This window comes from Lysinibacillus sp. FSL W7-1291 (assembly GCF_038593415.1).
Lineage (GTDB): Bacteria > Bacillota > Bacilli > Bacillales_A > Planococcaceae > Lysinibacillus > Lysinibacillus fusiformis_D.
Genome location: NZ_CP151994.1, coordinates 404,305 through 431,137, shown reverse-complemented (window position 1 = coordinate 431,137; position 26,833 = coordinate 404,305). Strand labels below are relative to the sequence as shown.

The following is a 26,833-nucleotide window of genomic DNA, read 5'->3' as shown; positions in this document are numbered from 1 at the left end:
ATTCAGCACGTTCCTTTCCATTTTCAAGAACATTTTTGCTACAATAAAGAGTAATACAATGCAGATTTTATTTTATGACTGGAAGGGATGTTAATTGTGAAGCAGCATGCTGAGAAAGAAATTTTACAGCCTACTCTTTTATGCGATAAAAAAGGTAATTTAAATCCAGCAGCCATCGGATTTGCACGTAAGCCCCTTATTAACAGCAATTTAAGCGGCCATCTCATGCGCAAAAAGAAATGGAACTATTGGTGTATCTATGGTGACGAAATCTTGTTTTCTGCTACGATTAGTCATTTAGATTATGCTGCTGTCTGCTTCGTTTATTTCCTTGAATATGAAACACAGCGCTATTTCGAAAAAACGATTACCATTCCCTTCGGTGGTAAATTAAAAATGCCGACACAGGTTTTAGAATCCGTCTCATTTAAAAATAGCGAAATGATGATTGATCTATTATATATACAAAATGAAACGCATCTATCGGTGTCCATACCAGACTTTGATGGTGATGTTTTACGTGCAAAGCTTATCGTCCAACATCCCCCAACTGATGAAACCTTAAATGTTGTCATCCCTTGGAATCGCAAAACATTTCAATTTACAGGCAAGCATCATATACTCCCAACTTCAGGTGTTGTCACAATTGGTACTCGCCGTTATAATTTTTCGGCCGAAGAGAATTTTGCAGTGTTAGATTATGGACGAGGTGTATGGCCACGCCAAGCATTATGGAATTGGGGAATGGCCTCTCAGCGAGTTCGAGGAAGACGGATTGGACTGAACTTAGGAGGTAAATGGACAGATGGTACTGGCATGACTGAAAATGCTGTTTTTGTTGATGGTAAAATGACCAAAATACATGAGGATCTTTTGTTTCAATATGATTCTGGAGACTATATGCAACGTTGGAAAGTAAAAACGAAATTTTCTAATCAGGTTTCATTAACCTTCTCCCCTTTTTTTGAACGTGTTGCTCAAACTAATGCCAAATTAGTTAAATCGGAGGTACATCAACTATTTGGCTATTACGATGGCTCCATTTTACTCGACAATGGTGAAACACTTGTTATTCAACAAATGCTCGGATGTATTGAAGAACATCGTGCGAAATGGTAGAACGGATCTTCTAGAAGACGTCGCTTTCCGTGGGTATTACAAAAATGCTACTTATTCCACGGAAGCTTTTTGTCTCCTAGCCCCTTCCTTGCTCTAATTAAGGGCCTGTAATATTTTCTCTGGGTCATCAGTAAATATCGCCTGTATACCTAGTTGCTGTAAATAGCGAGCATCACGTTGATCATTAACAGTATACACACGGACAGTTGCTCCTTCAGCGAGAGCTAGTTTGACTGATTTACGAAATGACGTTGGTAAACTTACATGTAACGCTTTAGCTGGAATAAGAGCAATGTAAGAAGTAAAATCTACTAACACTTCTGCAAACAGCGCCGCACTTTCTATATAAGGTGCTATTTTTGATACTGTTTGCAATGATTCATGATTAAAAGATGAAATGATTACTCTTTCAGTCATTTGCTGTGCAGCCACTTCTTTGAGTACGAGCGCTTCAATCCCTTCATATGAAATAATATCTGTTTTCAGTTCAATATTAATACGATGGTTGGTACCTGCAAAAAGCTCTAACACTTCCCCTAACGTAGGGATTGTTTCATCTCCGAACTCTGGAGAAAACCACGAACCAAAGTCAAATGTACGCAATTGCTGTAATGTAAAATCTTTTACATAGCCTGAACCATTGGAGGTACGATTAATGGTTTCATCATGAATGACCACTACCTCTTTATCTGCGGTTAAATGAACATCCAGCTCTATCCCTGCTATAGGAAGCTTTGATGCTGCTTGAAAGGCTGCCATCGTGTTTTCTGGATAGTTTATCGAAACACCTCTATGTGCAAAAATGTCCAAAATCATTAACCTCCTCTATTATCATTTAAAGAAAAACTTTCCAACCCCAATGTAATAGTAGCATAATTAACTATTTAGCTTTCACTTGATGGTAAATATTATATATAGTAGTATGATAATCTACTTTGAAATTGTAAGTACCTAGGAGGTGCTAAAAATGACTGTACAACATCCGGATTTTCAGGCTGAGGTAGAGCGGTTAACCTATACCCAAAGTTATATGCAACAAATATTAGACGAATCACAACGAGATCTACAATCCGCTCAAGAAAATATCCGCAAGTCCATGGCTGACCTTGATTACTTAGATTCGAGTTTAAGTTATTTAAATATCTTAACAAACGCCAGATTCTTTGAAATGGCTCGTAATCAAAAAGAAGGTCTAGAAGCCGTTCGGAAAAAGCCCTATTTTGCCCGAATCCATTTCCAAAAGACAGGTGATCCTGAAGAATTCCTTTATATTGGGAAAACCTCACTATTTCATCGTGAAACCCATGAACCCATTATTGTTGACTGGCGCTCACCCGTAGCCAATGTTTATTATGATGGACGTCTTGGTGATATGGAGTACGATGTCCGTGGAGAAGTTCATAAAGGACATCTCTTTGCTAAAAGACAATATAAGATCGAGAACGGCGAATTACTCGATATACGGGATATTGATCTAACAACAAACGATGAACTCCTACAAGAAGCATTGGCTGGGAAAGCAGATGTTCGTTTAACTGAAATTGTCTCGACAATCCAAAAGGAACAAAATGAAATTATTCGAGCACATCTTCGTCAACCAATTATTGTACAAGGTGCAGCAGGTAGTGGAAAAACAACTATCGCTCTCCACCGAATATCTTATTTCCTCTACACAATGGGCGAGCATTTTAATCCTGAACAGCTCATGATTTTAGCACCGAATAAGCTATTTATTGATTATATAGGTGATGTTTTACCAGAGCTTGGTGTCGATAAAATATGCCAAACTACTTTTACAGACTACGTTCTTGCTGCCACTAAATTAAAATTAAAGCTTCAAAATCCAAATGAGCAATTAGAATTGCTCGTTGCTGGTGGAAATCATCAGCCTACTGCGTGGATCGCTGAAGTGAAAGGTTCACTTTATTATCGTGATGTCATTGAGCGCTATATCCAGAAGCTGGAGCAAGAAATCGCGCAACAATTCGAAGATGTTTATATTGAAAAATACTGTATTATGCGAGCTGCTCATCTAAAGAAACTGTTTTTATATGAGTTTTCTTATATGCCAATTGAAAAACGCCTTGCACATATAAAAAAGGTGTTAGCTAGCCATGTCCGCCAAAAAAAACAGGCTGTCTTAGCTACACTCCATAAAAAATATGATGAAGCATTGGGTAAAGCCTTAAATGGTATACGGGATGATGAAAAGCGTCGACGTGTTGTCACAAAATTTATCGATGAACGCGACGAACGAATTCCAGCAATAGAAAAAGAAACGAAAACAACTGCAACTGCCTATATGCGTCGCTTTCCTAAACATAACATTAAAACACTTTATCGCACCCTTCTTACCGACGCCAAACTTTTAACAGAGCTAGCTCCTGAATGGCATTATCTTGAACAACAGCAATTTTTGCAGGCACATCGTAAAGAACAATGGGCACTCGAAGATTTAGCCGCACTATACTATTTACAAGCACGTCTAAAAGGCATCCCAGATGAATGGAAAATGCGTGTTGTCTTTATCGATGAAGTACAAGATTATAGTTTGTTTCAGCTTGCTGCTTTAAAAACAGGTCTTGATACAGACATGTTTACAATGGTTGGCGATTTAGCTCAAGGAATTCATAGCTATCGCTCATTAACTGCCTGGGAACCTGTCCAAAGTTTATTTCCTCGTGCAAGCTTCCGAACATTGCAAAAAAGCTATCGAACAACCATTGAAATTATGGAAGTCGCTAATCAAATTTTAGCGCAAATGAATGAGCAGCTACCGCTGGTTGAGCCAGTTGTTCGTCACGGTAATGTGCCAAGTTTTATTCAAGCAGATCAATTTGATGCCTTAAAAATTAAAGAAATTTTTGAAGCTATTCGTCAACATGGTCATCGATCTATCGCTTTAATTTGCAAAACTACTGCTGAAGCCATTTCGATGCAACATACATTGAAAGACAACAAAATTGCCTCACAGCTGCTAACAGAAAATGAATCGATTAATCAGGAAATGTTGCTTGTTGTACCAAGTCATCTTGCTAAAGGGCTTGAGTTTGATGCCGTCATTGTAGCTGCCTTTGAAACACCCTTTTACGATACAATAATTGATCGGAAACTACTGTATGTAGCTCTCACACGAGCAATGCATGAACTCTATTTAATTGGCCCATCCAAAAATACATTTTTATTAGAAAATTAAAAAGTCGCTAGAAGGCGACTTTTTCATTCATCATCAGTTTCTTGGCGGCAATCGATAAAACTTCCCTTTCGATAAATAAGCTTTAACTACTTTCCACCATGATCTAGGGGCTTCCTTTGGAGGAGACTTCTTTTTTGGCAATGCTGGCATGCGCATGATCACGACTCCTTTCTTAAAGCTTATTAATACTATATGAAGATAGTAGGTAATTATGATAAAAAACGAGCGAGGAGTTGATGTTAAATACCACTCCTCGCCCTTTTTCCTACTGTTTTACATAATAATCGATTTGCTGTGCCTTCATAAAACCTGCCTTTTCATAGACAGATAATGCTTTTTTATTGTCAATTTCTACATCGAGCATAACAAATTTCGCACCAACTTTGCTCGCGTAATCCTTTGAAAAAGAAAGCAATGCTGTTCCAACACCTTGTCCCTCACAATTTGGATGAACAGCAAGTGCTGTTACCCATTGGATTTCATTTTCCTGAGCAGTCGTCACAGTTCCAACAACAAGGCCATCTCGATAAGCAACCCAAAGCTTTCGTCCATTTGTAGATGTATTAAAGGTAATGAGTTCCTCTGATTCTTCGGGTAAATCACCAAAAGCTTCACTATAGATGGCAATCAATTCCCCCTGCTCACCAGCATAAGGTTGAATACTAATATCCGTTTGTAATTCTACTGGTTCTGCTTTTGTTTCTAATGTTGCTTCCGAAAAGCTGTAGGCATAACCTTTATTTTCAATAAATGCATGTCCATAAGGAGAGCCATCAATTACTACAGCTAATTGCCCCTCCGCTCCTCTATCTGCTAAGCCAGCTTGTATACCCTCAACTAATGCAGCTCCAATACCCTTCTGTCGATATGCAGGTGTTACTACTAATGACCATTCATACGTATGAAGTCCCATCAAATCAATGGCACTAGCTGCACCTACTAACAGATCCTGTTCATCCTCATATGCTAGTACCATAAAGCCCTTTGACTCAAAAGAGCTAGCCATTGGTACACTCATAATGGTTTCATATACTCGATAATCATGAATGGTTGCTTCTTCACATAATAGTTTTACTTCTTTCAATGTTTCTCCATCTAATGGAAAAGACACTGTCATCACTGAAATATTCATCTTTTACTCCGTTCCTGTGTCAGACTATTGCCCTATTGTAGCAAGAATAAAAATAAACTGGCAACAAAATATATAAATACCCACTATTAATCAGAATTTTACTTCAAAAAACAGAATAATAAAAGGATTTATACTATAAAAATTCATGAAAATGACTGAAATTTACTAGAAATTATAGATATAAAATATTATGCTAATTTCTCAAAATGAGAGATAATTAATCTTTTTTACACAGTTACTTTTAAACTATACAACAACTCCTATTAGATGTATTTTTTATAATATTATACTATTTATTCAAATTAATAACATTTCAATTTAACGAAAAAAGAGTAATTTCACATGAAATTACTCTTTTCATCGTAAACCATCCATAGAATTTTTGTGAAAGGTGAAAATGGATTCCCATCGCACGCTACTTGCTTCCCTCTGGGCGAGCGCCGAGCGGCTTCCTCCGCTACTGCTCTTTTTAGCAAAGATTTTTAAATAAAGTGAAGGTGTCCACTACTCTTTATAGAGGGTTGTTGTCACTCATCACTTCTCCACATTGAAAATAAGAGGCTATCCTTTCTCTAATCATACAAAAATAATAGGCTATTTTGTTCACTACGGCTCGTTTGAAAGATAAGGGTAAGGTACTTTTGCACATGATTGCTTGGAGTAAAGCGGCTCATCAGACGCCCCCTGGAAAGGACGCTGGCGGAACGGCAATCAATCCCTTGCCTTTCAAAATGGCTGTTTCCGCCGTTGATATCACCTTTTTCCTCTATTCCTCAAGATGATGCGAGGAGGAATGAAGCATTTGCGCATAAAGGCCACCCGATTCAATTAGTTTTTGCTGAGGTCCAGCTTCAACTAACTCACCTTTTTGCATAACTAAAATCATATCGGCATTATGCACAGTGTTTAATCGATGGGCAATAACAAAACTAGTGCGACCCTGCATTAACGTATCAAGCGCCTCTTGTATCGCCATTTCCGTCACAGTATCGATACTGCTTGTCGCCTCATCCAAAAGTAAAATTTTCGGATCAGCAATAAGCGCCCTTGCTATAGAGAGTAACTGCTTCTGACCTTGTGATATCTCGCGTCCATCCGCAGCAAGAATCGTATCATAGCCATCTTTGAGCTTCATGATAAAGTCATGGGCATTCGCTTGCTTGGCAGCTTTCTCAATCTCTGCATCACTTGCATCCAGTCGACCATATCGGATATTTTCACGAACAGAAGCCTCAAATAAAAAGGGGTCCTGCAATACAAAAGCCATCTGTGAGCGAAGGGATTGACGATCTATTTGCTGTACATTTATGCCATCAAACAATACCTCACCCTTTGTTACCTCATAAAACCTTGCAATCAGTTGGAGGATTGTTGTTTTCCCAGCTCCAGTCGCACCAACAAGGGCTACCGTTTGTCCAGGTTCTACTTTAAAATTAACATTCTTTAGTGTATAAGCTTCTTCTTCCAGCTCATATTTAAAATACACATGCTTAAACGCCACATGCCCCAATAACTGATGCTTTTGTGCTGAAACGGTTTCTGCCTCTGGTTGTTCATCAAGCAAGGCAAATACGCGCTCTGCACCAGCAATGGCTGATAGTACCGTATTGAACTGGTTTGCTAAATCATTTAAAGGACGTGTAAATTGTCGTGCATATTCAGTGAATATAACAATAACCCCTATCGACACATGCCCATATAGCGCGAGTACGCCTCCTATACCTGCAACAATTGTAAAGCTCATATTATTTAAAAAGTTCATGACTTTAGGAATATAGCCCGAGTAAGTCTGTGCCCAAAAACCGGTTCTTCTTAATCGCGAGCTTTTTTCTCGAAACTCTGCTTTCATACGCTCTTCTTGTGAGAAAGCTTTGACAATCCGCTGCCCTGAAATTGTTTCCTCTATCATCCCATTCAAAGCGCCAATAGCTACTTGCTGCTCTTTAAATAAGGGTGCTGTACGCCGTGTAATCCAGCGCATCGCCCAAAACATCAGCGGAATAATTGTCATCGTCAGCACTGTCAGCAAAGGGCTTAAACTAAGCATAATAATGACGGTTCCTCCAAGCGTAAGTACACTTGAAAACACTTGGATAAAAGAGCTATTTAAGGTAGAGCTGACAGCTTCAATATCATTCGTCATACGACTCATCAGTTCACCATGTTGGCGACGATCAAAGAATGCAACTGGTAATCGTTGAAAATGAGCAAATATACTTGTTCGTAATCTATAAATAGTCTGCTGAGCAATACCAATCATCCAATAGTTTTGTAGAAAAAGTGAAACAGCTAACAGAATATAAATACCAATTAATACACCAATCCACTTACCTAAACCTGAAAGCTTGCCATGCATAACATAATTATCAATCATTTGACCGATTAAATAAGGACCAACTAAAGCTAAAATTGAACTGAGCATCACTAGTAAAAGAACCACAATGAGGAGTGTGCGTTGTTCGTCGACAATTTTCCATAGTCGAAGCAATGTACTTTTCCAATCTGCTGCACGAGGCCCTTTCTTTTTCTTCACAGCTTGCTTCAGATCATCTTTAGTCAAAATCGGCTCATAGCCAAAAGGTTTTTGGAAAAATCCCATTAATCCTCCACCTCCTGTTGGGAGATTGCAATTTTTTTATAGAGCGTTGAAGTTTGTAAAAGCTCTTCATGTGTACCATATGCAACCACTTTTCCAGCATCGATCAGTAAAATACGGTCTGCACCTTTAGCTGTGCGAATTTTTTGTGTGACAACAAGCATTGTTGCCTTCTCTTCACTTAATGCCTCCCACAAAGACTGTTCAGTTTTAACATCTAAGGCACTTGTACTATCATCAAGCATTAAAATATGCCCCTTTCTCAAAAGAGCTCTAGCAATAGATAGTCTTTGTTTTTGGCCCCCTGATAAATTAACACCTTTTTGTCCAACCTTAGTGTCGTAACCATTTGGGAAATCTTCCACAGATGCATGTATTTGTGCCTGCATTGTAGCCTGTAGTACAGCATCCATTTCAGCCTGAGTATCTCCCCAACGTACATTATCTGCAATACTTCCTGTAAACAATAATGATTGCTGAGGGACATAACCAATGATTTCACGTAGCTCTTGCAATTCCCAGTCCTGAACATCCTGCCCTTCCACAAGAATTCTTCCTTGCGTTACTTCATAAAAACGAGGAATTAGCTGTAACAATGTTGACTTTCCAGCACCGGTTGCCCCCATAATCGCTAATTTTTCTCCTGACCTCACTTGAAAACTCACATCTGACAGGACGGGAGCATCTCCTCCTGGATAGGTAAAACAAACATGTTCAAAGGTTAGCTCTCCATATTGCATTGTGCTATCTACTTCTTCTGAGTGGGAAATATCCTCCACCTCATTTTCCATAGATAGTACTTCTGCCATACGTTCTGCGGAGGCCTTTGCACGCGCATAAAAAATAATAATAAACGCAAACATTGAAAACGAGCCGGTCATACGCATGGCATAATTGACAATAGCTACAATATCGCCAAGTGGCGTTGTCCCTGTGGCAATTTGCTTTGTACCAAACCATAAAACGGCAAGCAAGCTCATGTTCATGATGAATAATAGAACAGGCATAATATATTCCATAATGCGTAAAGCCTTTACTGTATCCATTTTTAAGCGTGAAGCAACTTCATCGAAGCGTGTAGCCTCATATGCTCCACGTAAATAGGCCTTCACTAAACGAATTGCCTGTAAATTCTCCTGTAATACCCTATTTAAACGATCTACCCTCTTCTGTACACGTCCAAAATAAGACACACCCTTCGCCACCATAAAAATAAGAAAAATAAAGATGATGGGTGCGCCTATCACTAAAAACAGCGCCAATTTGGCATTTACAACAAAGGCCATTACGATACTTCCTATAACAGCAAGCGGTGCTCGAAGCATAATACGTAAGCTCATAAACAGTACCGTTTGTACCTGTGTGACATCATTCGTTAATCTAGTAATGAGCGATGCTGTGGAAAATTTTTGATAGGTTGCTAGTGTAAAGGATTGAATTTTATCAAACATGGCATTTCGTAAATCATATGAAAAGCTTTGTGCTGTATGAGAGGAGAAATAAGAGTTAATGACTCCCGCTATAAAGGCTACGATTGATAGTGCAAGTAAAACAGCTCCCCATTGCAAAATCATCCCTTGATTTTGGGCTCGTACACCTTCGTCAATTATTTTCGCCATAATGAGTGGCTGTACAAGCTCCACAAATAATTCTAAAAGCATTAAACATAAAGCAAAAATGGCAGTCCATTTATATGGCCTTACATAGGAAAAAACTTCTTTCACATTCTTTCCCCCTTGTCAGAGATAAAATATAAAGCTAGTTAAAAAATCCTAACCCAATAGTATATTTATGCTTTTTCGCCTGCTACCGAAAGCCAGGTTACACAAACAAGCATAACGAAAACACCTATTAATTGCCAAAAACCTAAAGATGTACCGAATACAATGACTGAAATAACCATTGCTGTTAATGGTTCGATACTGGAAAGGATACTCGTCTCCACTGCTGTAATATATTTCATACTACTTAAAAACAGAATAAAGGCTACTGTTCCAAAAAATATTAATGCCACGACTAACATAAGTATCTTAAAATCTGTTAAAACAACCCATTGGTTGGACTGCCACACACGGCTCACTAAGCCTAATGTTAAACCACCTACCAGCATGCCCCAGCCAACTACTAATAGCACACTCCACTCCTTCATTAAGCGTGCAGGATACAGTGTGTAAAATGCAAATGTTAAGCCTACTGCTATACCCCAAAGCAAGGCTTTTGGACTAATAAGCAAACTTTCAAACGAAGCGTTCGTTAGTAATAGAAATAACCCTATAAGGGTACCAATAATCCCTAACACTTGATATTTTGGTGGCCATTTCTTTAAACTAAGAGAGACATATGCCACAACAAAAATGGGCGCTAAAAATTGTAGTAAGGTCGCAAGTACTGCGTTGCTTTCATTTATAGCAGCAACAAAAGCAAATTGTACACCTAGCATCCCTGCAATACCAAAAGTAATGAGCTGTCTACTCCAGAGTTTATGCTGCCAAATACTAAAAATATTTTTTCCTGTTAACAATAAATATGTAAGTAGTAATATACCTGCAACCGATAAACGGACTGTTAACATAAAGGAGACGGTCAATGGTGTATGGTTAAGTAGCCACTCCATCAAAGGGCCAGTTGCTCCCCATAACATAGCACCCGAGACAATAAATAATATTCCTTTTAAACGTTCCATACCAATCCTGCTTCCTATATACGTACTAAAAATTGTTACTTTTCTTCAAATCTTTTCTTACACATCACGAGAAAAGTCCTATTTTTCTTCATTATCAAATATTTACAATTATATTCATAATGACTAATTCCCGATAATTAACTATAATATTAGTATATATTGATTACCCAAGGAGATCGAAAAATCATGAGTCATATGCATAAATCATTTACGATTGATGAACATTATTTAAATTCACTTCCTTTTCCTGCAATTATCATAAATCAAGATGGACAAGCGACTATCTGGGGAAAGAGCGCAGAACATCTGATTGGATTGTCAGCCGATGATATTAAAGGAAATACTACTCCATCTATACTCGAAAATCTACTACGTCAGCTTCCTGTAGAAACATTTCAGTCTATTTTACAAAATGAGGACAGTACGTATTTAGATAAAATTCAAGTATACACAACGTCAAACACAGAAATAACGACAGCCCTGTTAGCGAAGCCTTATACAGAAGAAGGAGAACGTTTTATTCTACTAATCTTTATGCTACCAGAATTAATGACGAATGCTGTTTCACATTGCAGTACATTTGTTAATATCAAGTCAGGTTTAGATGCTACATTCATGACTGTCACACTCGATCACGATGGATTTATCTTAGAATGTAATAATGAATTTTTAAAGACAAGTCAATGGACGCCAAAGCGTGTAATCGGCAAAACATTTTGGCAGTTATTCCCGGATAATGAAGCGAGCGAAAAAGTCACAAATACGATTTGGCGTAATTTAAACAATGGTCATACGTGGCAAGGCGAAGTTGAAAAAATCACAAAAATAGGCCAATCCTATTGGGTATTGCTAACAGCCATTCCTACTTTTAATCTCGAAACAAATGAACAACAATTTATCTTAATTGAAAAAGATATTACTAAATCGAAAACCATTCAACATCAGCTAGAAAAAATAGCTTATATCGATACAGAAACTGGGCTGATGAATGCACATCGACTTGAAAAAGTCATTACCAATATGATTGAAGAGCAAAGACATTTTTCATTTGTTTATCTAAGTATTGATAAATTTTATACTTTAAAAGAATTACATGACCAACAAATCGATCAAAGCCTTATTATTGAATTTACAAATCGAATAAAAATGTATTTCCAAGATAGCACAATGGCTCGTATAAATGAAAATGATTTTGTTGTCATTACCCCTTTAAGTGAGTGGTTTATTCAAGGGTTCTTATCTTACTTACAACAGCACCCTATTTATAGCGGCAATATTGCTGTACCAATTTCTATTAGTGGTGGCATTACAAGATATCCAGAAGACCAAACAACATTCTCTCAACTTATGAAAGCCTCAATTGCTACCATTTCAACAGTGCGTGAGGCTGGTGGGGACAAAGTTGTTTCCCTGTCAACAGCAACACATAAAGCTTTAAATCGTAAAGCTTTAATTGAAAAACGGTTACTTCAAGCACTTGATCAGAAGAATTTAAAGGTACTTTATCAGCCACAAATTGATGTTTATTCTGGTAAAATTACAGCTGTTGAAGCACTTGTAAGATGGGAAGACGAGGTAATTGGCGTTGTTGCGCCTGATGAATTAATTCCGATTGCGGAAGAAACAGGCCTTATTAATAATATCGGTTCCTTTATGCTAGAAAAAGCTTGTGAGCAGGCATTACTTTGGAAAAAGGCGGGTCATGATTTAAAAGTATCTATTAACTCTTCTGTTCGCGAATTCCGCGATAAAAATATGGCAAAATCCATACTTGAAGTGCTCGCAAAAACAGGTTGTCCAGCAAATCTTCTACAAATTGAAATTACTGAAAAATTTGCTTTAGAGGCAGAAGCTGCCACATCTATCGCACAGCAAATGCGCAAGCTTGAAAACGAAGGCATCTCTTTCGTATTAGATGATTTTGGAACTGGCTATGGATCATTTAGATATATGCAGATTTTACCGATTGATACACTAAAAATTGATCAAACGTTTACGAATTCTCTATTAAAATCTGAAAAGAGCCAAAAGCTTATGCATGGTATGGTACAACTTGGTAAATCTATGGAACTGAAAGTTGTAGCCGAGGGTGTCGAAACGGCTGAGCAAGCAGACCTATTAATCACATATGGTTGTGACGCCATTCAAGGCTATTATATTAGTAAGCCAGTTACACCAGATGAAATTGAAGTATTGCTTAGTAAAAAATAATAAGTAATTAAGGAGGCTGCGTTAAGCTAAACGCAGCCTCCTTCTATTTTTTATAGACCTTTTGTAATTTTACTTTACTTGAACGGACTGAACGGAAAATAAGTTGAATAATTACTTCCGCAAAGACTAGACCGATCACAATTGCACCTGTAATTAAAAATGCCTTTAGGCCATACTGTAAGCCTTGTAAGTAATCGTCCTCTACAACATTTCGCATGGCATTATATGCCATCCCTCCTGGCACCAACGGAATAATTCCACCAACGATAAAAATAATCATTGGTATTTTAAAACGTCGCGCATACAAATGGGCAACTATGGCAATGACAAACGAGCCAAAGAAAGAAGCTTTGACGACATCCATTCCTTGCTCTGTTAAAACGTAATAGATAATCCAGCCAATTACTCCAACAAGACCACAATGAAGTAATGTTTTTCTAGGAACATTAAAAAGAATGGCGATCCCAGCTGTCGCAAAAAAACTAACAATTAATTGTATAAGAATGTCCATCATCTGCATATTGTCCGCCTCCTAAAATCCTAGCGTGACGGCAATTGCTGCACCGATTGCAAAGGCTGTTAAAAAGGCCTCTGCTCCCTTTGCCATCCCTGACATAAAATGACCCGCCATTAAATCACGAACAGCATTGGTAATCAAAATACCTGGTACAAGTGGCATGACAGAACTAATAATAATTTTATCAAGTTCAGTTCCATAACCATACTTTACTGCTAAGAAGGCCACAAAGCCGAGAACAAGTGATGCCGTAAATTCAGAGAAAAACTTCACCCTTGTTAAATGGTTGATCATCACAAGTACTAGAAAACCCATCCCACCCGCTATACAAGCTACCGGAAAATCCGACCATCCTCCCTTAAACATAATCAGGAAACACCCACTTGCAAGTGCGGCTGACAAAACTTGTAAATAAGTTGGTAAAAAATAATTTGTTTTTTGTATCGACTTTAACTCGTCATAAGCTTCTTCTAATGTTATGATGTGAGATGTGAGTCTCCGAGATACTGAATTTACCAAGGCTATTTTTTGTAAATCTGTAACCCTACTGGAAATTGATGTAATTCGCGTCGGCTGTGTCTTGCCTAACGAAAAAATGATTCCAGTTGGTGTGGCATAACATTGAGCATCTGGCATATTTTGAGTATGTGCCATCCGCAGCATCGTATCCTCCACACGATATGTTTCTGCTCCACTTTCAATCATAATACGCCCTGCAAGCAACAAACAGTCAATCGTAAGTTCATTATCCGCTTCTTGTAAGACCATTACAGCTATCTGCCTCCTTCAAAAGGTTCCTTGCCAATATTATCGAACTGCCAATAAAAACTCAACTGAAAATTTCAGCATAAACAGTTAGCTTTCTTTCAATTTAATTTTCATGAATTAACAATTATTGAGCATGTTTTTTCTATTTTAGTAGGTATTTTACAACCACTTTAAAAGAAGTACAACAACATTCGATTGATACCCTATAGAAGGATAGCCGATTTAAAATAATTACTATAAATTAACATTAAAAGATCCGTAATTTGTATAACTTTTTTAATGATTAACACGTCTGATTGTATAGAGAATAAAAAAGAGGGGAGCGTATCCAACACCATGCAGGAACGCAGAAAAAAACGCGGTCCAATAATTGATTTTTTATTACTGGGCCTTATTGTAACCTTAACAACAGTTATACTAGTTATTATCCTATCAAAGGATGAATTTAAGTTTCAAAAGATTAGTGCTTCAAAAGAAGAATCTAAGACAGAATCGGTCAATAGTAATTTATCGACTGAAAGTTCTGCGTTTCCAGGCATACGTATTGTTACAGACGTTTCTAATGATAAACGAACACCATTTGCTATACATTACCCACAAACAGATAACAAAGTTTTTAATGACGCCGTATTACAATACATATCGGATTCAAAAGAAAACTATCTAGCATCTATGAAAAAAAATAAAGATAAAGATAAAGAAGCTATGGGTGAATTAAATATTAGTCTTGAAACATTTCCATACCGAGAGCATTATTATTCCTTTGTTCTAACAAAAATGGAGTACCTTGGTGGAGCTAATCATGAAGTCTCAACGAAAACATTCTTCATTAATAACGAAACAGGCGAGCAAATTACAATTCAAACCCTTCTACAAAATGACGAGAACAACTTATCAACGTTAGCTGCCAATGTACGAAAGGATTTGCAGAAAAACCTTCAAATAAAGGATGAGCTTTTCACTGATGAATTACTGAAAGCTACAGAGCCAAAATGGTCTAACTTCAATCGCTTTGCTATTGTCGACGATTCATTACAATTCTATTTCAATGAATATGAGATTGCTAGCGGAGCAGCAGGTGCCCCAATAGTGAAACTACCCCTTTCACTTATTAACCCATTGTTAGCCTCTGAGTTTCAAATTGCTATGGAAAATGTAAAACCAACAAATCCACCGCCTACAGGTGATCCGAATAAGAAACGTATTGCATTAACATTTGATGATGGTCCACATCCAAAAGTGACGGAACAAATTTTAAACATTCTCGATAAGTATCACGCAAAAGCAACCTTCTTTATGCTCGGTAGTCGAGTACAATATTATCCTGATATTGCAAGAGATGTATTGGCGCGGGGCCATGAAATTGGCAATCATTCGTGGAACCACCCTGTCTTAACAAAGCTTACACAAGAGCAAGTGATGAAAGAGTACAATACTACAGCCAATGAAATAGAAAAGGCAATTAATCATGGTGCTACAGTTTTCAGACCACCTTATGGTGCAACTAATGACACGATTAATGCCGAGATCCCTATACCTGTAGTGCTATGGTCGATTGATACATTGGATTGGAAGCATCGCAATGCACAGCAATTATTGCCACATGTAAAAAATAATTTGCACAATAATGCCATTGTCCTAATGCACGATATACATCAATCTACTGCAGATGGACTTGATGCTGTCCTTGCCTATTTACAGGAGCAAGGTTATGAATTCGTAACGGTATCAGAAATACTACCATATCGTCAATAGTATGAACCCTTTTCATATATTCAATGAAAAAGTCCAATGAATTTTTAAACGAATTCATTGGACTTTTCTTATTATTTTATTGTTAATGTATCTAAAGGCTTGAAGTCATTTAGCTGATAGCTCTTTACCTCGTTACGCGCTATTGTATAAAGAGCATCATCTATATAGACTACTCGTTGTACAACCTGCTCCCAATTCTCATATGGCTCATTAGTATTACGATTGATTATATTTCCTTTTAAAACAATCCCTTTATCAGCAGTAATTTCATAAATTTGAGCACCATGACCTTGGTACACAATCTCATCACCCTTACCTGCATCATACAATACTACTGGGAAGCCAAAATAATTGAACTCCTTATTGCGGAATAGCGCTTTCGGATTATATTGCACATCAGAGTAAGAGCCTTTCCCACCGATTTTTACTGTCGATTGTTCTTTTGGGTTACTGAAGTCTGACACATCAAATAGTGACATCTTCATATTGGTTGTCACCGTAAAATTACGTTTCGTATAAGCATCATAGCGTTGCTCTGTATCATAACCAATGCCCATTAAATGTGTTTCATCTATTGGATGTAAGTAATTACTGAAGCCTGGAATCTTCAATTCCCCTAATACTGCTGGCTTTTTTGGATTTGCTACATCAATGACAAATAGTGGATCTACTTGTTTAAATGTCACTACATATGCTTTTTCTCCCATAAAACGAGCAGAATATATTTTTTCTCCAGGCGCCATATCCTTTACCGAACCAAGTGGTTTTAAATGTTCATCTAAAATAAAGAGGTGATTATAGGAAGTACTTTTCTCATCCCACGTATTGCCCTCGGTTGTAAAGATTCGGAAATTACCTTTGTATTCGTCCATTGAATACTGATTTAAGACAGTTCCCTTTACTTCTGTACTTCCAGCAAAATTTAAAGTCGTTCCATCTACATTCCACTTAAAAATCTGAGTGTCTGCTGACCTAGGTAGCCAAATCATATCCATAACTCGTTTATTGGATGGAGCAGCCTGATTATTTTCATAAATTGGTGTCGTTAAATATAGGGCATTTTCTGACATATAAAGACCACTACTTCCACCTAAATACCCTTTTGTATTGGCTGTTGTCTTAGCTCCATTTTTTAAATCGACAGCTGTAATTAAACTATAGGTACCATCCATTGTATTAGGTAATATAGAGATTTTTTCTAAAGGTAGGCTTGTGTACGCTGATCCTGCTACACTATCAAATGTTTTAGGCTTTAATTCGGCTTTTTTGTCTTCTTGCAGCATCCAATAATTCGGATACATATTACCAATTATATATAATGTGTCCTTCGTAATACGAATATCCTGTAAAAAGCCTTCTTGCCCAACATGACGTACATGTTTTGGATTGCCTGGATTCGAAATATCATAAAATGAGGCTGTTACCATGGCTGTACCAGCCTTTTCAATATATTCATCCCCAATGGCAATTAATAGATTGTCATATAATGCAAGCTTAGAAATATATTGTGACTCTTTTAGTTTAATGCTTGTCGCTAACTTCAAATGCTTAGGATCTTTAGCATTGACAACCGTAATACTCTGATCCTTTACACTGTAAATAAAGCCGTCTTTTACGACAACAATATCACCCTCTTCTACACCGTCTACTTGGTTATTGGTTGTAGACTCGTTATTAGCAGTGGCTTTATCTTCACTTGCTGCACTTTCAGCTTTCTCTTCCTCTCCCCATCCAACTCTTTGAGTCGTTAACAGCTTTTTAAAATATTGCTGGAGCTCTTTTTCAGATTTGACGGCTGTTAACGTTTCAATAATAGTAAATGAAATCGTCTGTGAAGAGACATTCAGCCCCCCTTGTGCGAAGGCTTCCTTTTTCACATGTAATTGATAATTCCCTGGTGCTAACTTCTTGACCACTATTGTTTTTTGATCTTCTAATAATTCAATTGTTGCAGGCACTTTTTGGCCTTTTGCCGTTGTAATAAAGACATAGTCCTCTGTAATCTTGTTTTTCTTTAAAGCTACTGAAAAAGATGCTTGCCAGCTTTGTGTAGCCATGCTGGTGCTAGCGGCCTTTGCAGTCACATCCGTATTCACCATCCATGTGAAAACGCCAGGCACGATAGCTACAACAAGTATCAACATAATTACCAACCATTTGTTTTTCATCATTTTTCCTCTCTTTCATTTACTTGTTTATCCATTAGACTAATAAAAAATCGGAAAGTTACATTTTTCTGAATTTTTTAATGTAGGTTATGACTTCACAAAAAAAAACAAGGGGGGAATACTCCCTCCCCCCTCGTTTATTCTTCAAACGGCCATTTCGGCAACATGTTTGATAAAGACTTATCTCGACGTCTTCCTAATACATAATCAGCCTGCATAATGGTATGAATTTCACGGGTTCCTTCATAAATAACAGGTGCTTTTGAGTTTCGTAAATAACGGGCAACTGGATATTCATCTGAATAGCCATATGCACCATGAATCTGTACTGCATCATCAGCAGCCTTATTGGCAAAGTCACACGCTTGCCACTTTGCTAAGGATGTCTCGCGAGTATTTCGAACACCTTTATTTTTCAGTTCACCTACGCGATAGACAAGAAGACGACTCATTTGATAGCCGGCTTCCATATTAGCAATCATTTGTCCAACAAGCTGGTGCTCTCCAATAGGCTTACCAAATGTCTCTCGTTCATGACAATATTTCACACTAGCCTCTATACAAGCTTGGATTAAACCAACGGCACCTGCCGCTACTGTAAATCGACCATTATCAAGCGCAGACATGGCAATTTTGAAGCCTTCACCCTCTTCACCAAGTCGGTTTTCAACTGGCACACGTAAATCTTCAAAAAAGAGCTCACCTGTATTACCAGCACGAATACCATATTTTCCTTTAATCGCTTTTGACGTAAAGCCAGCCATCGAACGTTCTACAATGAACGCACTAATCCCATGATGTTTCTTCGATTTGTCTGTATAGGCAAAAACGAGAAAATGATCTGCGATATCACATAAGGAAATCCATGTTTTCTGCCCATTGAGGGTATAATGATCGCCATCACGAACAGCTGTTGTTGACATGGCAGCTACATCAGACCCAGCGCCTGGTTCTGTAAGACCAAATGCTCCAATACGAACACCTTTAGCCTGCGGAACAAGGTAGCGCTGCTTTTGCTCTTCAGTACCCCACTGCATTAAGGTCATGCTATTTAAGCCCGTGTGGACAGATACAGCTGTGCGAAATGCTGTATCTCCCCGTTCAAGTTCCTCACATACGATGGCAAGAGCATTATAATCCATACCACTACCACCGTATTGTTCAGGAACACAAACACCCATTAAGCCTAACTCAGCAAGCCTTGACCAAATTTTAGCATCAAAGCCTCCATCAGCATCCCACTTTGCAATGTAGGGAATGATTTCTTCATCAACAAACTGTCTTACCGTTTTTCGTAGCATTTCCTGTTCAGTGGACATTTCAAAATTCATGGTTAGCACCTACCATTTCACGATCATAGCAGACTTATGTGATGTCTCTTTAATCACCACGCCACGTTTAGCCATCTCTTCGATATACGTATCACCAGGAACTATTGCTTCAGGTGGAAATACACCATGCTCTGTAATAGCACCCGCTCCTATCATCTGCGCTACAACAGAAATGGTATTAGCAGTAGCACGAGCCATGGCTGTTTCATTAATTGTCATATCCTTACGTACAACCATTTCATATTCATACGTTACCTGCTGTTGTGCTTTTTCACCAGCTACAATGACACGTAACAGTACAGCATCTGGTTTTGTGCCCAGTTCAAGCTTCTTTTTAAGCGCCTCTCGTACAACGGCACGAACAGGTACTTCTTGATTATCAACTTCTACCTTATTAGTGGAATCAAGGAATCCTAAGTCAGCTAAAAGCTTAAATTTCTCTGCGTGACCTTTATAGCGGATCGTTTTATATTCTAATGTGCGGACATTGGGGAATGTCTTATACAATGTGGAAATGCCACCAGATGTATAAAATGCCTCTAGCACACCGAAGTCATCAAAATAAATAGGTTCAACGCCAGACAGGGATGGAACTTCTTCAAGCTTGCCCTTCTGAATCGTTTTGGAAGGCTCTGTATAATGATCGAATACGCCATCTAAAGAAAACACACGTGTATAATGAAGTGGAGGCTTTGGATCAGTTGGAATACCACCTACAAATAGTTTAATAGAATCGACATCATCTAATTTCGATGCACCATAGCCAGCAAGAATATTAATCATACCTGGCGCAACACCTAAGTCCGGAATGATTGTGACACCTTTTGCTTTTGCTTCCTCATGAAGATCTAATATCTTCTCTGTCACACCACCAATATGACCGCCTAAATCTACGGAATGTACGCCTGCCTCAATCGCTGCTCTCGCTACTCGCTCATTGAACGAATAAAATAGCGCATTGACGACAACGTCACCCTTAGACATAACGTCCATTAATGAATCATCACGCTCTGCATGAAGCTCCACAACCTCCACTTTATTAGAGTCTAGCGTATCTACAAAATCCTGTGCTACTTTTACATCGATATCCCCTAAAAACACACTCTCCACTTTATCATTTTTTATTAAATCACGAGCTACCTCTTTACCCATTAAACCTGCACCTAATACAACAACTTTCATCAAGAACATCCCCTTTCGTTGATCTGTTACTCTGTATCGATTTGTGCTCTTTGTAATTTACCGCTGTAGTCTACATAAATACTCTTCCATTCTGTGTAAACATCTAGGGCCGCTACACCTGAATCACGGTGTCCATTACCAGTCCCTTTTGTGCCACCAAATGGCAAATGGATTTCAGCACCTGTTGTGCCTGCATTTACATAAACAATACCTGTGTCCAAATCACGTTGTGCGCGGAAAATTGTATTTACATCTTGTGAGAAAATGGAGCTAGATAAGCCAAACTTCACACCATTATTTACTTCAATTGCTTCTTCCAAGCTTGCTACTTCAATGATAGAAACGACTGGGCCAAAGATTTCTTCTTGGGCAATAATCATGTCAGGCTTCACATTTGTAAACAGAGTTGGCTCATAATAGAACCCTTTATCGTAAGGTGGTTCATTTAATATTCTGCCCCCTGCTAATAATGTGGCTCCCTCTTGTTTGCCTATTTGCACATAGTGATTAATCTTTTCCAATGCGGCTTTATTAATCACTGGCCCGATTTTAACGTCCTTTTCTAGACCATCGCCAATTGTTAGCTTTTGCATTTCATCTAAGAGACGCTTTTCTAATTGTTCTTTTACATCTTTATGCACAATGACTCGGCTACATGCTGTACACCTTTGTCCAGCAGTACCAAATGCACTCCATAAAATCCCTTCTGTAGCTAGCTGTAAATCGGCGTCATTCATGACAATGACAGCATTTTTTCCACCCATTTCTAAAGAAATCTTTTTCAAGTGCTTACCGCCAAGCTCGGCTACTTTACTACCCGTTGTCGTAGAACCAGTAAAGGAAATAACCTTGACATCAGGGTGTTCAATTAACGCTGTCCCTACTGTAGGCCCTGTACCAAACACAATATTAGCGACTCCATCTGGTAAGCCCACTTCTTCAAAAATTTTACCCATTTCATAGGCCATCATCGGTGTCTCATTCGATGGTTTCCAAATAAATGTATTCCCCGCAACAATGGCTGGAAATGACTTCCACGTTGCAATGGCAACAGGGAAATTCCAAGGCGTAATGAGTGCCACCACACCGATAGGTGCCCTTACACTCATGGCAAATTTATTGGCAAGCTCCGATGGTGTTGTTTCGCCAAACAATCTTCGACCCTCACCAGCCATATAATAAGCCATATCAATTCCTTCTTGCACTTCTCCCCTAGCCTCTTCAATTACCTTGCCCATCTCTTTTGTTAAAACGGTCGCCAAATATTCTTTCTTCTCTTTCATTTTGAGACCGATGGCATATAAATAGTCTGCACGCTTTGGCGCTGGTACAAGTGCCCAGCTCTTTTGTGCTTGTTTGGCAGCAGCTACAGCCTCATCTACCTCATTTGAAGTAGAACGTGGTATGGTAGCAAGCTGCTCACCATTTGCAGGGTTCGTCACTGCTATACTTTGTAAATGTGAATGTGTGACCCATTTACCGCCAATATAGTTTTTAATCTCCACTACATACACCCCCTGAAATACTCTATGATGCCTCGGCTGTTGTACCAGTTGTATTCCATTGGTACAGCGTCTGTAACAGAATGAAATATGTCAATATTCCGAATTTTCTAGATGCAATATACCTGGTCATACTAGCATTTACCTAATAATCGGTGACAACTACCAGAGGCTTTATTTTCATCTAACGTCATTACCTCCATATAGAGGATGACTTCTAAATTTAGAAGCCACTTAAGGTTATGTATATTCACAATACCCTTCGTTATATGAAAATAAATAATACACATTCTAGTTTTTTATATTCGACATTTTCTAGCTAATTCCCTTTTTTTCTAAAATATTTAATTTCCTATTGAAACTAATGTGATTTATAATCGTATACAATATCATTAAATTTACTTTTGGAGGAATCCCTTTATGAATAATCATGAAATTGACTACAAGTTATTTGGTGACGACATGCAATATGTGCAAGTTGAGCTTGATCCTCAAGAAACAGTTGTTGCAGAAGCAGGAGCTTTAATGATGATGGATGACTCGATCCATATGGAAACTATTTTTGGTGATGGCTCACGAGGTAGCTCACAAAGTGGTCTAATGGGGAAATTATTTGGTGCTGGAAAACGACTAATTACTGGTGAAAGTTTATTCATGACGACATTCACAAATGTTGGTGCAGGTAAAAAGCATGTTTATTTCGCTTCACCATACCCAGGTAAGATTATTCCAATGGATTTAAGCCAATTGAACGGTAAAATCATTTGTCAAAAGGATGCATTCTTAGCAGCAGCTAAAGGTGTTTCTGTTGGCGTTGAGTTTCAGAAAAAAATCGGTGTAGGCTTCTTCGGCGGTGAAGGCTTTATTATGCAAAAGCTTGAGGGAGACGGTATGGCATTTGTACATGCAGGTGGAGCGATTCACGAAAAAACGTTACAGCCGGGAGAAGTGCTACGTGTAGATACAGGATGTTTGGTGGCGATGACATCAAATGTAGATTACAATATCGAGATGGTTGGAGGCGTAAAAACTGCACTATTTGGTGGAGAAGGGATCTTCTTTGCTACACTACGCGGCCCAGGGACTGTGTGGGTACAATCATTACCATTTAGCCGTTTAGCAAGTCGTGTCTTTGCAGCAGCACCTATTTCGCAAGGCGGGGGCGGTCAATCTAAAGGTGAAGGCGGCATCGGTGGCATATTCGATTTATTCAATAAATAAGAAAACATAAGGCTGGAACAAAAAATGTTTCAACCAACAAAAATACCGAACTATCCAATGAAACACTTATAAAGTGTTTCGGAATAGTTCGGTTTTTCTATTTGTCATGTTTTGTTATTAAGAAATTATTCGACTTTTTGAAAGAACAATTTAGAGCAAACTTAGTGAGTGAAGTGGCTCATCGGACGCCCCCTGGAAAGGACGCTGGCGGAACGGAAATCAATCCCTCACCTTGCCAAAAAGTTTTTTCTGCTATTGCCATCGTCTTTTTTCAACAACATGTGTAGCATATCAGCAGATGATATGCTCCTCTTTTTTAATCAATTCGATTTGAGATTGCCTTGCCTTGTCCATAAGCCGTTAATGCTTTCACATTTAGCATCAGCATGGCCGTTCTCGTTGCTAACGAAGCGCTACCGATATGTGGAAGTGCTACTACATTTGGAAGAGTTAATAAAGGATGATTCATAGCAATCGGCTCTTGTTCAAAAACATCTAGCCCCGCAGCCCACAGCTTACCATTTTTCAAAGCATCATACAGGGCAGCCTCATCAATGATCCCACCACGGGAAGCATTTATTAATACAGCATCTTCCTTCATCAAAGCTAGTTCCTGTGCCCCAATGAGTCCTTCCGTATCAGTATTATAAGGTGTCATAATCACAACAAAATCAGATTGCTTTAAAAGGTCTTCCAATGAAACATACTGGAAGCCATACATTTCTTCTGCTTCATGCCGACGTCTGCGATTATTATATAAGATTTTCATATCAAAACCTTTTGCTCTTCTAGCAACAGCTTGGCCAATTCGCCCCATGCCAATAATTCCTATTGTTGCTCCTGATACATCCTTACCAACCAGTTGCATTGGATACCAGCTGTTCCATTTGCCTTCACGTAAATATCTTTCACTTTCTGGAATTCTACGTGCAGTTGCAAGCAGTAAGCCAAATACTAAATCCGCAGTCGTATTGGTTAAGACACCTGGTGTATTTGTCGCCATAATGCCTTGTTTCCGTAAAGCTTTCACATCAATATTATTATAACCAACTGCTAAATTGGTCACTAATTTCAAATTGGGTGCATGTGAAAGTAACTCTTCATCTACTTGATCGGCTATCGTTACCCATAGCACCTCACAGTCAGCGACAGCTGCTAGCAATTTGTCTCGTGGAATAACCAGGTCTTCTTCTTCCCACTGCGAGATTTCATAAAACTCCTGTAATGGTTCAACAATATGTGTAGGAAATTTACGTGTTATAAATAATTTCTTTTTCATGCTCCAAAAACACCCCTCTACTCATTTCCCTAATTCGCCTATAGCGTAACACTTAAAACAAGCATTTTCTAGGGTTTTCTAGTCTGTATCCTTCCATAACTGATAGTTATTAGCTAATTCATCAGCCTCATTTTTAGTTTATCCGTGTAATACATCATTCTATCCTAATCCACAGCACGAAAAAAACTATGCATAGATTGTATGCATAGTTTTTCATAGTGTTGTAAAACAAAACCTTCAATAACATTTTTGTGAAAGTTCCATTGTAGGCTACTTGCATTCTGTAAGCGAGTACTACCCCATGGGAATCAAGTAGCCCAATCAATAAAAATATTTCTTTTGAGCAAAGGTTTTCAACTAAAGTGGAAGTATTCACTACTCTTTATGGAGGGGTGTTGTCACTCATCGCTTCTCCACATTTAAAATAAGAGCCTATCCTTACTCTAATCATACAAATAATGAGCTATTTTATTCACTAAGGCTCGTATGAAAGATTAGGAAAAGACTCTTTTGCGCATGGTTGATTGGAGTGGAGCCAGCGTCACTCCTAGAGATTTAGCGTCACATCTGAGACGCTGGCAGAACGGAAATTAACCCCTCGCCTTTCAAACTTACTTTTTCTGCCGTTGACATCATCTCTATTAAATTTCTCTAATTGTTGTATTTAAACGATTGGCCACTTTCTCTAATTCGCCAGAAGATTCACCAATAGTTTCAATAATCTTTACTAATTCAGCTATTTGACTACCAACATTTTGAAAATTAGAGATAGAATCTTCCACAGAACCAGAAATCGCACCAAATGCTTTTAGCGACTCGGCATTGCGTTCAATACTACTATTCACGAGTTGCTGTATATCCTGGATGGCTTGGACCACCTGTGTTGTAATACCGTTCGACATCATAATTAGTTCAGCTATTTGTTCAACAGAGCTTTTCGTTTGATCAGCAAGCTTACCTACTTCATTTGCAACGACTGCGAAGCCCTTACCATGTTCGCCAGCACGTGCTGCTTCAATTGCAGAGTTCAGCGCAAGTAAATTGGTTTGTCCTGAGATGCTTTTCACAATTTCTACAACTGCATTTATTTTGGAAGAAGAGGCATCTAGCTGCTCCACCATATTAGCCATCTCAACTGTTTTATGATGAATTGTTCCAGTTTGCTCATTAATAGATACAATTTTAGTATAACCTTCACTAGACACCTTTTGCATAGATTGTGCCTCTTGCATACTATCTGTCAAAGAATCATTGACACGCTGTGCACTATAAACAAGTTGTGTTACTGTCTCAGTCGTATTTTGAGATTGAACCTCCAACTGTGTTGAAATGCCACCTATGACATCCTTTACATGCTCCCTAACGCTATTTCGTTGTTTCTCTATTAATATACTGGCATAGTTATCGTATTCTTCCAAAACAATCTGCTGCTCGAAATTACATATTTTACTAACAGCATCACAAAATTTCTCTTCCTCGTCTTTAGATAGTCGAAGCTCACAAATAATTTTACGTAGTGATTTTTCAAGAATGTGAAAGGCTGCTAAATACCATTTAGGATAGAGATTAATCTTCACATGCATCTTTGCCACACGACTTCGCTTCTCTAAAAAAGCTTCATCTATACGCCCCTCAAACATTTCAATAATATGATGGCGTAATGTTTGCCGTAAGCGCTCGCTAGAACTATGCTTTTGTATCACAGCCTGTAAAGAGGGCACGCTTTCAATAGCATGATAAAATGCACCAACCACCTCAACAACGTTTCTTTCCACATAAGGCTTTAAGCTTTTAATCAATTGAAGGTCGTATACACTTAATCCTACAAGATTTAACTGAAATAAACGTTCTGGCTCTTCAATAAAAATACCGACAGCTGCTTCATCACTAATTTCAATTGTATTTTTCTTAGATCTATTTACAATTTGAAACATTTTCTCCACCTCATATTATAATCATATACCGAACTAAGTCTATTATCCTAAATGCTATTCAATAACAACAAATATTTGGACATTCTATGTATCAATTATAATCTCAAAATAAACAAATGAATAATAAAGAGGTAAATGATAGCTATTATCATTATAATCCTCTATACATTTGTACTATTCAATAAGTCTTTATGACCATTTTACTCATTTTTTCAAAAAAATGATGGCTGGAGTAATAA

General features: G+C 38.2%; 18 protein-coding genes. 5 read left to right on the top strand and 13 right to left on the bottom strand.

Going from position 1 to position 26,833, the window contains the following annotated elements; translation table 11 throughout:
• Positions 1-96: 96 nt before the first annotated feature.
• Entirely contained in the window at positions 97-1,119 is a 1,023-nt protein-coding gene (locus NST76_RS02045) for a DUF2804 domain-containing protein (protein ID WP_036117552.1), read from the top strand.
• Between the two features lie 93 nt (positions 1,120-1,212).
• On the opposite strand, the gene NST76_RS02040 is transcribed toward NST76_RS02045, so the two are convergent.
• Complete coding sequence (locus NST76_RS02040) at positions 1,213-1,929, bottom strand: glycerophosphodiester phosphodiesterase (RefSeq protein WP_036117556.1); 717 nt, start codon at positions 1,927-1,929, stop codon at positions 1,213-1,215.
• Positions 1,930-2,086: 157 nt separating this feature from the next.
• Here NST76_RS02040 and helD point away from each other — a divergent pair, with 157 nt between their 5' ends.
• On the top strand, positions 2,087-4,315 hold the full coding sequence (gene helD, locus NST76_RS02035; protein WP_330493622.1) for an RNA polymerase recycling motor HelD: 2,229 nt from the start codon (positions 2,087-2,089) through the stop codon (positions 4,313-4,315).
• A 265-nt stretch (positions 4,316-4,580) separates the two neighbouring features.
• Here the strand turns inward: helD and NST76_RS02030 are convergent, their stop codons facing one another.
• From NST76_RS02030 to NST76_RS02015, 4 genes are all read right to left on the bottom strand, one after another.
• The gene (locus tag NST76_RS02030; RefSeq protein WP_330493623.1) at positions 4,581-5,447 is read right to left on the bottom strand and encodes a GNAT family N-acetyltransferase; all 867 of its coding nucleotides are present in this window, start codon (positions 5,445-5,447) and stop codon (positions 4,581-4,583) included.
• A gap of 766 nt (positions 5,448-6,213) precedes the next feature.
• Positions 6,214-8,046 carry an ABC transporter ATP-binding protein gene (locus tag NST76_RS02025; protein ID WP_330493624.1) on the bottom strand — a complete coding sequence of 611 codons (1,833 nt, stop codon included), beginning with the start codon at positions 8,044-8,046 and terminating at the stop codon, positions 6,214-6,216.
• Positions 8,046-9,767, bottom strand: coding sequence for an ABC transporter ATP-binding protein (locus NST76_RS02020; protein ID WP_249645813.1), 1,722 nt, complete (start codon positions 9,765-9,767; stop codon positions 8,046-8,048). Before NST76_RS02020 ends, NST76_RS02025 begins: the two co-directional genes overlap by 1 nt.
• A gap of 65 nt (positions 9,768-9,832) precedes the next feature.
• The gene (locus tag NST76_RS02015; protein ID WP_342544560.1) at positions 9,833-10,726 is read right to left on the bottom strand and encodes an EamA family transporter; all 894 of its coding nucleotides are present in this window, start codon (positions 10,724-10,726) and stop codon (positions 9,833-9,835) included.
• Positions 10,727-10,912: 186 nt separating this feature from the next.
• On the opposite strand from NST76_RS02015, the gene NST76_RS02010 reads away from it, so the two are divergent.
• Positions 10,913-12,937, top strand: a complete 2,025-nt coding sequence (locus NST76_RS02010) for an EAL domain-containing protein (protein WP_330493625.1) — start codon at positions 10,913-10,915, stop codon at positions 12,935-12,937.
• 43 nt (positions 12,938-12,980) lie between these two features.
• On the opposite strand, the gene NST76_RS02005 is transcribed toward NST76_RS02010, so the two are convergent.
• Positions 12,981-13,448: a threonine/serine exporter family protein gene (locus NST76_RS02005; protein WP_170829849.1), complete on the bottom strand. Its 468-nt coding sequence runs from the start codon at positions 13,446-13,448 to the stop codon at positions 12,981-12,983.
• Positions 13,449-13,469: 21 nt separating this feature from the next.
• Positions 13,470-14,222: a threonine/serine exporter family protein gene (locus NST76_RS02000; protein ID WP_036117711.1), complete on the bottom strand. Its 753-nt coding sequence runs from the start codon at positions 14,220-14,222 to the stop codon at positions 13,470-13,472.
• A gap of 336 nt (positions 14,223-14,558) precedes the next feature.
• Between NST76_RS02000 and NST76_RS01995 the strand changes: the two genes are divergently transcribed.
• The gene (locus tag NST76_RS01995) at positions 14,559-15,977 is read left to right on the top strand and encodes a polysaccharide deacetylase family protein (protein WP_342544559.1); all 1,419 of its coding nucleotides are present in this window, start codon (positions 14,559-14,561) and stop codon (positions 15,975-15,977) included.
• Between the two features lie 71 nt (positions 15,978-16,048).
• Here NST76_RS01995 and NST76_RS01990 read toward each other — a convergent pair whose 3' ends face one another.
• From NST76_RS01990 to NST76_RS01975, 4 genes are all read right to left on the bottom strand, one after another.
• The gene (locus NST76_RS01990; protein ID WP_230593746.1) at positions 16,049-18,148 is read right to left on the bottom strand and encodes a beta-propeller domain-containing protein; all 2,100 of its coding nucleotides are present in this window, start codon (positions 18,146-18,148) and stop codon (positions 16,049-16,051) included.
• Positions 18,149-18,282: 134 nt separating this feature from the next.
• Positions 18,283-19,476, bottom strand: coding sequence for an acyl-CoA dehydrogenase family protein (locus tag NST76_RS01985; RefSeq protein WP_340810251.1), 1,194 nt, complete (start codon positions 19,474-19,476; stop codon positions 18,283-18,285).
• Positions 19,477-19,485: 9 nt separating this feature from the next.
• Positions 19,486-20,658: a saccharopine dehydrogenase C-terminal domain-containing protein gene (locus NST76_RS01980; protein WP_036117720.1), complete on the bottom strand. Its 1,173-nt coding sequence runs from the start codon at positions 20,656-20,658 to the stop codon at positions 19,486-19,488.
• Between the two features lie 26 nt (positions 20,659-20,684).
• The gene (locus NST76_RS01975; protein WP_036117723.1) at positions 20,685-22,163 is read right to left on the bottom strand and encodes an aldehyde dehydrogenase family protein; all 1,479 of its coding nucleotides are present in this window, start codon (positions 22,161-22,163) and stop codon (positions 20,685-20,687) included.
• Between the two features lie 417 nt (positions 22,164-22,580).
• Here NST76_RS01975 and NST76_RS01970 point away from each other — a divergent pair, with 417 nt between their 5' ends.
• Entirely contained in the window at positions 22,581-23,381 is an 801-nt protein-coding gene (locus tag NST76_RS01970; protein ID WP_089933090.1) for a TIGR00266 family protein, read from the top strand.
• Positions 23,382-23,697: 316 nt separating this feature from the next.
• Here NST76_RS01970 and NST76_RS01965 read toward each other — a convergent pair whose 3' ends face one another.
• Together NST76_RS01965 and NST76_RS01960 are read right to left on the bottom strand one after the other, a co-directional pair.
• The gene (locus NST76_RS01965; protein ID WP_058844775.1) at positions 23,698-24,660 is read right to left on the bottom strand and encodes a D-glycerate dehydrogenase; all 963 of its coding nucleotides are present in this window, start codon (positions 24,658-24,660) and stop codon (positions 23,698-23,700) included.
• 641 nt (positions 24,661-25,301) lie between these two features.
• On the bottom strand, positions 25,302-26,594 hold the full coding sequence (locus NST76_RS01960) for a globin-coupled sensor protein (protein WP_342544558.1): 1,293 nt from the start codon (positions 26,592-26,594) through the stop codon (positions 25,302-25,304).
• Positions 26,595-26,833 lie beyond the last annotated feature (239 nt).

Excerpts from the sequence above, each read along its gene's own strand:
- helD (WP_330493622.1), top strand. The coding sequence starts at position 2,087 with ATGACTGTACAACATCCGGATTTTCAGGCTGAGGTAGAGCGGTTAACC.
- NST76_RS02030 (WP_330493623.1), bottom strand. The coding sequence starts at position 5,447 with ATGAATATTTCAGTGATGACAGTGTCTTTTCCATTAGATGGAGAAACA.
- NST76_RS02025 (WP_330493624.1), bottom strand. The coding sequence starts at position 8,046 with ATGGGATTTTTCCAAAAACCTTTTGGCTATGAGCCGATTTTGACTAAA.
- NST76_RS02015 (WP_342544560.1), bottom strand. The coding sequence starts at position 10,726 with ATGGAACGTTTAAAAGGAATATTATTTATTGTCTCGGGTGCTATGTTA.
- NST76_RS02010 (WP_330493625.1), top strand. The coding sequence starts at position 10,913 with ATGAGTCATATGCATAAATCATTTACGATTGATGAACATTATTTAAAT.
- NST76_RS02005 (WP_170829849.1), bottom strand. The coding sequence starts at position 13,448 with ATGGACATTCTTATACAATTAATTGTTAGTTTTTTTGCGACAGCTGGG.
- NST76_RS02000 (WP_036117711.1), bottom strand. The coding sequence starts at position 14,222 with ATGGTCTTACAAGAAGCGGATAATGAACTTACGATTGACTGTTTGTTG.
- NST76_RS01995 (WP_342544559.1), top strand. The coding sequence starts at position 14,559 with ATGCAGGAACGCAGAAAAAAACGCGGTCCAATAATTGATTTTTTATTA.
- NST76_RS01990 (WP_230593746.1), bottom strand. The coding sequence starts at position 18,148 with ATGATGAAAAACAAATGGTTGGTAATTATGTTGATACTTGTTGTAGCT.
- NST76_RS01985 (WP_340810251.1), bottom strand. The coding sequence starts at position 19,476 with ATGAATTTTGAAATGTCCACTGAACAGGAAATGCTACGAAAAACGGTA.
- NST76_RS01980 (WP_036117720.1), bottom strand. The coding sequence starts at position 20,658 with ATGAAAGTTGTTGTATTAGGTGCAGGTTTAATGGGTAAAGAGGTAGCT.
- NST76_RS01970 (WP_089933090.1), top strand. The coding sequence starts at position 22,581 with ATGAATAATCATGAAATTGACTACAAGTTATTTGGTGACGACATGCAA.
- NST76_RS01965 (WP_058844775.1), bottom strand. The coding sequence starts at position 24,660 with ATGAAAAAGAAATTATTTATAACACGTAAATTTCCTACACATATTGTT.
- NST76_RS01960 (WP_342544558.1), bottom strand. The coding sequence starts at position 26,594 with ATGTTTCAAATTGTAAATAGATCTAAGAAAAATACAATTGAAATTAGT.